This window comes from Porphyromonas sp. (genome assembly GCF_030529325.1).
Lineage (GTDB): Bacteria > Bacteroidota > Bacteroidia > Bacteroidales > Porphyromonadaceae > Porphyromonas_A.
Genome location: NZ_JAUMXC010000076.1, coordinates 1 through 5,169, shown reverse-complemented (window position 1 = coordinate 5,169; position 5,169 = coordinate 1). Strand labels below are relative to the sequence as shown.

Genomic DNA, 5,169 nt, shown 5'->3' with positions numbered 1-5,169 from the left:
CCATCTCCGGCACGCAAATCTACGCTCAAATCACAGACCAAAAGATTGCAAGGGATATGGAGAGGCTGATAGAAAAATGCGAGAATGAGAAAAAACAAAACTGAATTCGTGCAGGCTGCACAATAATATTGTGTATATTTACACTCGTAAAGTATGGTTTCATAGGTGCTATATGAATAAGATAAGAGAAGTTTTGAAAGAAAAAGGAATGAGCCAAATGAAACTCTCAGCTCGGTTGGGTAAGAGTTTCAATATGGTCAATCTTTATGTGGGCAATAAGCATCAGCCCTCAATTCCCACACTATATCAGATAGCAGAGATTTTGGATGTGGATGTTAGAGACCTGTTGGTATCCAATAAGAAATAAAATGTACAATGAAACTAATTGAGATAACAAAAGGGACAGAGCGTGACCTCAGTCTTTTCTCTGAAACAAAGATTGCAGAATTAGAGCCTCATATCGTGATGAAAGAAGGGAAAAAGGATTCTTTTGCCTCTTTCCTCAATAAGCAACGTAAATCAAACCAAAACAAAATGGAGCCATTTTTTCAATTTCTTAATCTTACAAATAGGTTATGAGGACTATGGATATAAAGGAATATATTGCAGCTTTGGGGTTTGTTCCAAAGAATGGAACGAATGGCATTTACCATAAAATATATGTTAATTATGCCATAGAAATTGATTTTGAAAAACAGGGGATTAATTATGGCAATAGTATCGTAGTCGAAAGTAGAACTACACAAAATTTTTCACAGCCGGAAAATTTTGTAGTGCTTGAATGTATTAATAGATTATTAATCAAAGGATATAAACCTCAGAATATTGTTCTTGAAAAGACTTGGCCGTCAGGGCATGGCACATCTGGGCGATTAGATATTTGTGTTAATCGTGAAGATGGCACTCCATATATGCTTATTGAGTGTAAAACTTATGGTAAGGAGTATAACAAGGAGTCGGCTAAAATCCATAAGGATGGAGGTCAATTATTTACCTATTTCCAATTATCAGGTGGCAAGGCTGATGTGGTAATGCTTTATGCATCAGAATTGAAAGGAAACAAAATTGTATATGTTAATGAAATAATAAAGATTGAAGATGATTATCGCAATGGTGATGTAAAAGACATTTATGAGAAATGGAATAAACTCACTAAGAATAATGGAATCTTTGATTCTTGGGTACAACCATATAACTTTCAAAGCAAAGCATTAACAAAGGAACAATTGAAAGAGATAAAGGCAGAGGATTCAAGCTTTATCTTTAATCGTTTCCTTGAAATACTACGTCATAATGTAGTATCTGACAAGGGTAATGCATTCAACAAGATATTTACACTATTCTTGTGCAAGGTTTATGATGAAACAACCACAGGTGAGGGGGAAGAGTTAAAGTTTCAATGGCTTGAAGGACGAGATAACCACGTTGATTTCCAACTTCGTTTGACAGACCTCTATAGCAAGGGAATGAAAAAGTTCTTAGACAGAACTGTTAGCGACTTTAATAATGAGGATTTCACTAAGCGTTGTGCGAACCTAAATGAAGATACTAAGCAGTATCTAATGAAGGAGGTGAACAAGCTACGTCTTGAAAAGAATAATGAGTTTGCTATTAAGGAAGTATATGATAATGTCTCTTTTGAAGAAAATGCAAAGGTCGTGAAAGAGGTTGTGGAGTTGATTCAAGGGTATAGAATTCGCTATAATAAACGACAGCAATATTTATCCGACTTCTTTGAATTGTTACTTACTACTGGTCTCAAACAAGAGGCTGGACAGTACTTTACGCCTGTACCTATTGCACAATTTATTATCAAGAGTCTTCCTTTGGATTCTATTATGGAAGAAAAACTTTCTCGTAAGGATGGAGAAATTCTGCCATATATGATTGATTATGCAGCAGGTAGCGGTCACTTTATCACAGAGTTTATGCACGAAATACAGGACATCATAAATGGCTGTGATACTTCCAAATATATTGAAGAAACAAGAAAGCATCTTATCAATTGGCAGAACTGTCATTTTGATTGGGCAACAGACTATGTGTATGGCATAGAAAAGGATTATCGACTTGTAAAAGTAGGTAAAGTTGGTTGTTATTTACATGGTGATGGCTTGGCGAATGTTATCCTCAGTGATGGACTTGCTAGTTTCTGCAAAAACAAAGAGTATAAGGGTAAGTTACGTAAGCTACTAAATGACGGTCAAAAGGATAATCTGCAGTTTGATATAGTATTGAGTAACCCTCCATACTCAGTCTTTTCGTTCCGTCAAACTACTCGTGAATACTATACAGATCAAGATTTTGAATTGTATAATTCACTAACAGACAACAGTTCTGAAATAGAGTGTCTATTTGTTGAGCGTACAAAGCAACTACTTAAAGATGGTGGTATAGCAGGAGTTATTCTGCCAAGTTCTATATTGAGTAATTCGGGCATATATACCAAAGCTCGTGAGATTATATTACAATACTTTGATATTGTTGCAATAGCAGAATTGGGAAGTAATACCTTTATGGCTACCAATACAAATACTGTTGTTCTGTTCCTACGTCGGAGAGATAATTATTTTGCAATCAATACAAAGGCTGCAGTTGATGCTTATTTCTGCACCTTAAATGATGTTACTATAAATGGTATAGAAACTCCAGCCTCAAAATATGTGGCTTATGTTTGGGAGGGTCTTGATTATACCGATTATGTCACATTACTGCAGAAAACACCTAATGATAAAGTAAAAGCACACGAAATATATGCAGAGTACAAAAAGAAGATCTCTGCAAAAAATGATGCGAAGTTATATGAGGCGATACTAAGTATTGAAGCCGAAAAACTTTTATACTTTATATTGGCATATCCTCAAAAGGTGGTTATTGTCAAGAGCGGAGAAAAGAATGTTGAAAAGCGATTCTTGGGTTATGAATTTTCAAACCGTAGAGGCAAAGAGGGCATCCACGCTATCCAAAGAGGAAAAAACATTGATGAATGTACCCAACTTTTCGATGTAAACAGTTATGACAATCCTTTACGGGCAAGTACTTATATTCATCAAGCCTTCAAGGGAGATATTACATTTCCAATAGCAGAGGCTATGCAATCGCATATTAGTCGTGTGTCATTGATTGATATGCTCACTTTTGAACGTGATAGTTTTGAAAAGAATATATCGCTGACAGCAAAAAAAAAAAGTTCTAATCGAAAGTAAGTATAACCAACTCAAATTAATCGATTTATCGATTTTACTTAAGCGAGGGAAATCAGCCAAATATGGCAAATCCAAGATTCAAATAATAAAGTCGGGGCAAGCCAGAGGTTGGTTTGATTTTGACTTCTCTGAGAGGCATTATGTAGATGATTCTTTCGTTCTTGATGAAAGAAAACTTGTAAAAGGTGATTTGTTGATAAATTCAACAGGTGTAGGAACTGCTGGCAGGGTTACGTACTTTGGTGAAGATGGAGATTTTGTTGCAGATAGCCATATAACCATTTTTAGACCTAATCAAAACTTGATTTTGTCCCAATATGCATTATGCGTGTTAGGACGAATAGGATTTGTGAATATTGAAAATATGGCACTGGGACAAAGTGGACAAATAGAATTGTCACTTGACGTAATAGGTAATATCAAAATCCCAGTTCCTCCTATTGATATTCAGAAGCAGATTGTAGAGGAAATAGGTAAAGTTGATAAGTCTGTGAGTGTCGCCAAGTCTTCAATCGACAATAAGATCTCAGACATTAAAACAATTATAAGTAGGCTAGTTTCTACTGTAAGTATAAAAGAGTATTTTGATATAAATACACAAACATTAAATCCTGTATCATGTTGGAAAAATGAACACTTTACATATGTAGATATTGATTCTGTAGGTAAAGGTGATGGTAGCATATCATTTGACAAAACATTATTAGGAAAAGATGCTCCATCTAGAGCGAGACGTGTTGCACAAGATAGAACAGTGATAGTATCTACGGTTCGTCCTTATCTGAAAGGGTTTGCATATATTGAGAATGTTTTGAATAAAACAATTTTCTCAACAGGTTTTGCTTTGCTTAAGTCTAAGAATGAGGAAAACTATATCTCCAAGTTGTTGTACTACTTGTTCATGTTTTCCGATGATTTAATGAAGCAAATGGAAGCAGCTATGCCAAAAGCTGCGTATCCAAGTATTAACAAGGAGGATATTGACAACTTCAAGATTCCATTATTGACAATCGATGAACAAAAACGCATTGTAGTTCAGATAGAGGCAATAGAATTAGAGATTACCAAAGCTCGCACTTTAATAGAAAATGCAACGAGTGAGAAACAGGCAATACTTGATAAGTATTTATAAAATAAGCAACAGTAAATACAAATAGGAATATATCTTTAGGGGGCGTGTGCAAAGATGAAGAGTATATTACCTGCTCCCAATCTTGACCTTATCTAAATGGCAAAGACTGGTGATTGTATAAACAGTTTTTAGTTTAGAATGACTAACCCCATAATGGCACTCTCGAGAGAGACCGCTATAATGAGGTTAGTCATTTCAACCGTGTCAAGTCCTTTTCTCATAGATAACAGACAATATGAGTCCAATTCTCTTCGAGACTTTACAAGGTTACAGTGTTTGGAAAATATCGCCAAACTTTGTGGCTGATTGTTGTCCCGTGAGCCCCTATTTGCTAATGGCATAGTCCTCTTTTTACGTATGTAACGGTAATGTAGAATGCGCTATAGAACATTACGTTTCACATAGTTTTCTTGGAGTAATCGATTGATATCTGAGAGCCGATAGAGTATTTTCCCTGCAATTTGGGTGTAGAGGATAACGCCCTTGTCCCGATAGTCTTGCAAGGTCCGGGGACTGATGAAAAGACGTTCGGAGACTTCTCGCCCTGTGAGATAGATTTCTCCTCCGAAAAGCGGACGAAGTGTCTCAGCAACCTCTTTCAGTCGCTTTGTCATCTCCCTGATGCCCGAAATGAGCTCTTTCATTTCGGACGTTTCTCTGTTTACAATCTCGTGTTCCATCGTTACTGTTTCTTGTGATTAGACTTTGCGAGGAGAGCCTCCACATCCTCTCGTTTGTAGTAGCACTTATGCCCGATTTGGATAAAGGGCAATACAGAAGTATCCCGATAGTGCCGGAGCGTCCGTTTACTGATATTCAGGATACGACAGA

6 protein-coding genes and 1 pseudogene are annotated in these 5,169 nt (G+C 36.3%); 5 read left to right on the top strand and 2 right to left on the bottom strand.

Annotated elements, in window-relative coordinates:
- The 5 genes and pseudogenes from Q4A14_RS08655 to Q4A14_RS08635 form a co-directional block, all read left to right on the top strand.
- Positions 1-104: pseudogene (locus tag Q4A14_RS08655) on the top strand (integrase); the annotation flags it as partial.
- A 68-nt stretch (positions 105-172) separates the two neighbouring features.
- Positions 173-367, top strand: coding sequence for a helix-turn-helix domain-containing protein (locus Q4A14_RS08650; protein ID WP_303171452.1), 195 nt, complete (start codon positions 173-175; stop codon positions 365-367).
- Positions 368-375: 8 nt separating this feature from the next.
- Positions 376-579, top strand: coding sequence for a hypothetical protein (locus tag Q4A14_RS08645; RefSeq protein WP_303171451.1), 204 nt, complete (start codon positions 376-378; stop codon positions 577-579).
- Positions 580-584: 5 nt separating this feature from the next.
- Entirely contained in the window at positions 585-3,206 is a 2,622-nt protein-coding gene (locus tag Q4A14_RS08640) for an N-6 DNA methylase (RefSeq protein WP_303171450.1), read from the top strand.
- A complete protein-coding gene (locus tag Q4A14_RS08635; protein ID WP_368492365.1) occupies positions 3,196-4,338 on the top strand; it encodes a restriction endonuclease subunit S in 1,143 nt (380 codons plus the stop codon). The genes Q4A14_RS08640 and Q4A14_RS08635 overlap by 11 nt, the downstream gene beginning before the upstream one ends.
- Before the next feature lie 380 nt (positions 4,339-4,718).
- Here Q4A14_RS08635 and Q4A14_RS08630 read toward each other — a convergent pair whose 3' ends face one another.
- The gene (locus tag Q4A14_RS08630) at positions 4,719-5,018 is read right to left on the bottom strand and encodes a helix-turn-helix domain-containing protein (RefSeq protein ID WP_303171449.1); all 300 of its coding nucleotides are present in this window, start codon (positions 5,016-5,018) and stop codon (positions 4,719-4,721) included.
- Between the two features lie 2 nt (positions 5,019-5,020).
- A partial coding sequence (locus Q4A14_RS08625; RefSeq protein ID WP_303171453.1) for a helix-turn-helix domain-containing protein occupies positions 5,021-5,169 on the bottom strand: 149 nt, incomplete at its 5' end.